Annotated in this window: 5 protein-coding genes and 1 pseudogene; all 6 read right to left on the bottom strand. The window is 67.1% G+C overall.

Translation table 11 applies throughout. The features are described from left to right. Positions 1–433: FAD-dependent oxidoreductase (locus VIR09_RS29730; RefSeq protein WP_332016136.1), on the bottom strand; the 433-nt coding region annotated here is incomplete at its 3' end. Next, positions 430–750 (bottom strand): non-heme iron oxygenase ferredoxin subunit, encoded by a 321-nt coding sequence (locus tag VIR09_RS29725; protein WP_013394550.1) that lies wholly within the window; start codon positions 748–750, stop codon positions 430–432. The genes VIR09_RS29730 and VIR09_RS29725, both read right to left, overlap by 4 nt. Before the next feature lie 2 nt (positions 751–752). After that, positions 753–2,021 (bottom strand): aromatic ring-hydroxylating dioxygenase subunit alpha, encoded by a 1,269-nt coding sequence (locus VIR09_RS29720; protein ID WP_332016135.1) that lies wholly within the window; start codon positions 2,019–2,021, stop codon positions 753–755. Positions 2,022–2,043: 22 nt separating this feature from the next. Then, positions 2,044–2,535: an aromatic-ring-hydroxylating dioxygenase subunit beta gene (locus VIR09_RS29715; protein WP_332016134.1), complete on the bottom strand. Its 492-nt coding sequence runs from the start codon at positions 2,533–2,535 to the stop codon at positions 2,044–2,046. A gap of 35 nt (positions 2,536–2,570) precedes the next feature. Further along, on the bottom strand, positions 2,571–3,674 hold the full coding sequence (locus VIR09_RS29710) for a cupin domain-containing protein (RefSeq protein ID WP_013394553.1): 1,104 nt from the start codon (positions 3,672–3,674) through the stop codon (positions 2,571–2,573). Between the two features lie 57 nt (positions 3,675–3,731). Further along, positions 3,732–4,356, bottom strand: a pseudogene (locus VIR09_RS29705) (ornithine cyclodeaminase family protein); the annotation flags it as partial.

The raw sequence follows: 4,356 nt of genomic DNA, 5'->3' as shown, positions 1-4,356 counted from the left end.
CCGGCCCCAGGCTGGCGCGCAGGCGCAGGGCGTCGCCGCGGGTACGCAGCACATGCACGCCCGGACCATCCACGCCCGGCAGCGCAGGCACTATCGGCCTGCCGCCCATGCACAAGATCAGCTTGTCATAGGCAACGCAGCCGCCGTCCGAGGTATCCACCTGCCTGTCGGCCACGCGCAACCGCGCCGCCGCCACGCCCGGCTGGAACTCGATGCGCAGCGCGGCCAGCCGCTCGGCCGAAAACAGCTCGGTGCTTTCGGGCACGGCCTGACCGCCCAGCACCGCCTTGCTCAGCGGCGGACGTTCGTAAGGCGCGTGAGGCTCATCGCCCAGCAGCACGATGCGGCCTTCGTAGCCACGCTCGCGCAAGGTCGCCGCGGCCCAGCCACCCGCCTGGCCGGCGCCGACCACCACGATGGCGGCCGAGCTCATGCTGCCTCCGCCTTCAGGTAGACGGTACCCGCCTCCACCCGCACCTCGTAGCGGCGCAGGTCCGTCGTGACGGGCGGGCATTGCGGCTTGCCGGTGCGGATGTCGAAGACGCCCTGGTGCAGCGGGCATTCAATGGTGCCGTCCTCCAGGTAGCCATCGGCCAGGCTGGCATTGCCGTGCGGGCAGCGGTCCTGCGTGGCGCAGATATCGCCCTGCAGGTCGTAGAGGCAGACGCCCTCGCCCTCATGCACCACGCGCAGGGTGCCGGTGTCGGGCGAAATGTCCGACACCATCGCTACCGGTTTCCAGGTATCCATGCTCACAGCCCCATCGCCTGGCGGTAGTAGTCGTAGAAGGACCGGATCAGCACCTCGGTCACCATGTAGTCGGCGGGCTCGGTATCGCGGCCACCCATCTCGACGATGCCGCGTGCCTCCGGGTAGCCGGTGACGCCGATCTGCACCTGGTTCAGCATTTCACTGTCGTCCATCGACACGAAGCCGGCGGGACCCAGCAGGTTGGCGTGCTTCAGGCGCAGGCGGGTCATCTCCTCGTCGTCGTCCTCGTAGCCGTAGTAGGTGAACACCAGCTCGTGCTCGGTGGGGCTGCGCGGAATGACATGGCGGGTCTTGAGCGAGTTGGCCTGGATGCCGAACTGCGCGGCGGGGAACACCCAGGCGCCGCCGACGCGGCCACGATTGAACTCGGCGCGCGGCGTCACCGTCTCCAGGTCCAGCAATTCGAGGTCGTCGCGGAAGCGGCTCATTTCCGTGGTGGCCTCGGACTTCTTCTTGCCCTCGTTGTGCGACACCATCACGCTGTGCGCGCCGCCGCCGGTGGGGATGCACTCGGACTTGGAGTCCGCGCGCCACAGGCCGAAGGTGATGTAGAAGGTGTGCAGCAGCGTGGCGTGGTACGGATCCTTCAGGTTCTCGAGGTACATCTTCCAGTTGCTGGGGATCAGCTGACGGCTGTAGCCCAGCAGCTTGAGCGGCTTGCCCGGCAGCATGTGGTCGATCTCGGCCAGCACTTCGGGGCCGCAATACTCTTCGAAGCTGGGCGCGTCCTCGGCGAAGGTGGCCCAGATCGAACCGCCGCGGTTCACGCTGCGCAGCTTGCGGATGCCGTTCTGCTTGGGATCGAAGTCGCGCGGCATGCCGCCACGGCCCATGGCGCCCCTGCGGAACGGCACGCCCTGCAGGTTGCCGTTCAGGTCATAGTTCCACTGGTGGTAAGGGCAGGTGAAATCTTCCACTTGGCCGGTGTTCTGCCAGCAGATCTGCGCGCCGCGGTGGGCGCAGCGGTTCTCCAGCACGTTGATCTCGCCTTCTGCGTTGCGGACCATGACCACGGGGCGGTTGCCGATCCAGTTGCGCTTGTAGCAGCCGACTTCGGGCACTTCACATTCCAGACCCACGTAGTTCCAGGTCTTGCCGCCGAAGAACACGTCCATTTCCTTCTGGAAGATGGCGGGATCGGTGTAGACCCAATTGGGGATGCGCGTATAGCCCTCCTTGGGCCAGCGGCGTTCGATATGGATGGGAGCCGCCGCCGGAGCCTCCGGCACGGTGGTGTGGGAACAGGTCATGACAGGTATCCTCGGGGCGGATTCAGATGGGAACGATGAGCGAGGTGCGCACGCGGTAGTTGTCGTACACGCAGTCGCGGCGGCTGAAGGCCAGGCCCTCGGGCGTTACGCGCAGCACGTCCAGGTAGCGGCCCACCATGTTCAAGGTGGGTTCCCGGTCGGACAGCGACTCCATCACGGCGAAGTTGGCCTGCGCCACGATGTGATCGCCCTGCACTTCCAGCACGCGCACGCCGCTGACGAAGTGGCGCAGCGAACGCGGTTCGAACATGGTGGTTTCGCGCAAGGCGGTGACACGGTCGCGCACCATGTTCTTGTTCATGCAATAGATCAGGCCCAGCGGCAGGCCGGCGTCATGGTTCTCGCGCGACAGCACGCGATAGTGGCAGTCTTCCGTGAAGAAGCCGGGCCAGTCCTCCAGCCGGTCTTCGTCCAGGCAGTAGGCGTAGTCGTCGTAGAAGTCCCGCAGGCGCGCGCGCAACGCCGGGGTGTCGGAAATTTCAGTCATGGTCATTGCGGATCCAGGTATCGGTTCTAGGAAATCGCGTGCTATCGCGGCGTCGCAGCCAGCTGCGCGCGGTTGCTTTCGAAGCCGCTCTGGCTGCCCAGCGCCAGGATGGGTTCCTGCATGCGCTCCTGCCAGATCAGCGACTCCATGGCGATCTGCAGCGGGTGGTCCTGCACCGTCAGCGCGGAGGTAGTCTCCGTGCCCGAGTGATGCGAGTGCATGGCCCAGCCCGGCGCCGACAGGATCAGGTCGCCAGCCTTCCAGTCCAGCCGCGTGCCGTTGACCTTGCTGTAGCCGTTGCCGCGCAGGTAATAGTTGATGGCCGACGAACTGTGGCGGTGCGGCACGTGGTGGTTGTCCGGCGGCGACGAGGAAATGGTGGCGAAGAAGCTGTGCGTGGTGCCGATGCGGCGTTCGGTCGCGGGGTTGTACAGCACGAACAGGCGGCGGCCGTTGTAGCCGCGCGCCATGTCCTCGACGCTGGGCAGCTGGCGCGAGACCGCGGCCCAGGGCCAGTGCAGGGCCTTGGACTCCAGCACCTCGATGTCGATCAGCCATTCGTAGCCCAGCAGCCAGGCGCCTTCAGGCGTGATCTGCTCGCGCAGCGCCAGGTCGCGCGAACGGGCCGCATCCGGCGCGCGCGGCGGCACCGGCTTGGTGTTGGCGTCGGCCGGCGGCACGCCGCCCTCGAATTCCTCGACGTAGTGGATCTCCAGCTTTTCCAGCAACGGCGCGTTGGAGTACGACAGCCGCACCCACGGCGTCTTGCCCTCGTTACGGTAGGAATGCACCTGCATGGCGGGGGTGTTCCATACGTCCCAGTGCCCCACGCGGATGTCGCGCCCGGCCACCGTGGCCACGCCCTCGCCGCTGATACAGATCTCCAGCATGTTGGAGTTCTTGCGCAGGTTGTAGGTGCTCTCGCCCGGATTGACCACATTGACGGTGACGTCCGTTCCCGGGGCCAGGCCCAGACCCGGCGCCGTGGCTTCAGGGTGCACGATGAGGGACGCGCGGCGGCCGTTGTCCGGCCGGGGCGCGTCCGTCAGGCGCGCGATCTCAAGATCGATATCCTCTTTGGGGATGACGATGGACTGCCATTTGTTTTGTTCCCGCGGACTGGCGCCGCTGACATCGACGAACATGGGGTCTCCTCTTGCCGCCGGCGCCTCGCGCCGGCTGTCTGGTGATGCGGATTCGGTTCAGGGCTGCGACAGCAGCAGGTTCTCGCGGGTCTGCGGCGGCAGCGCCACGCCCAGGCCATGGTCGCGGGCGTGCTCGTACACCACCCGCGCCATCGCCAGGTCGGACAAGCCCATGCCCATGCCCTTGAAGATCGTCAGCCGCGCGTCCTGCGGGCGGCCTGCGTCGGCGGCGAGCAGATCGCTCAGCACCGTAACGCCCTGCCACGGCGCGCCGTCGGCGCCGTAGCGCTCGCGCAGTTCACGCGAGCCGCGGCGCGCGTTCTCCATGTCGTCCACCACCACTCGGTCCGCGCGCTCGAACACGTCCTGCGCGAATTCGGCCTTGGCCGGCAGGATCGCGCCCACGGCGTTCAGGTGCCTGCAGTCGGCCAGCATGGCCGCGTCGACGAAAGGTTCGACGGCGCGCGTGATCAAGGTGACGATTTCCGCGCCGGCCAGCGCCTGCTCCAGGCTGGATGCTTCCTCGACCTCGAATCGATACTTGCCTTGCACGCTGGCGATAAAGGCGCGGCGCTTTTCCGGCGTGGGGCTGTAGACGCGCACGCGGCGCAGATCGCGCACGGCGGCCAGCGCGGCCAACTGGGTGACGGCCTGCGGGCCGGTGCCGATCAGCGCGGCACAG

Source organism: Achromobacter sp. (genome assembly GCF_036567245.1).
GTDB lineage: Bacteria > Pseudomonadota > Gammaproteobacteria > Burkholderiales > Burkholderiaceae_B > Achromobacter.
Note: the sequence above shows the minus strand (reverse complement) of the source record. Positions and strands in the feature narration are given on the sequence as shown.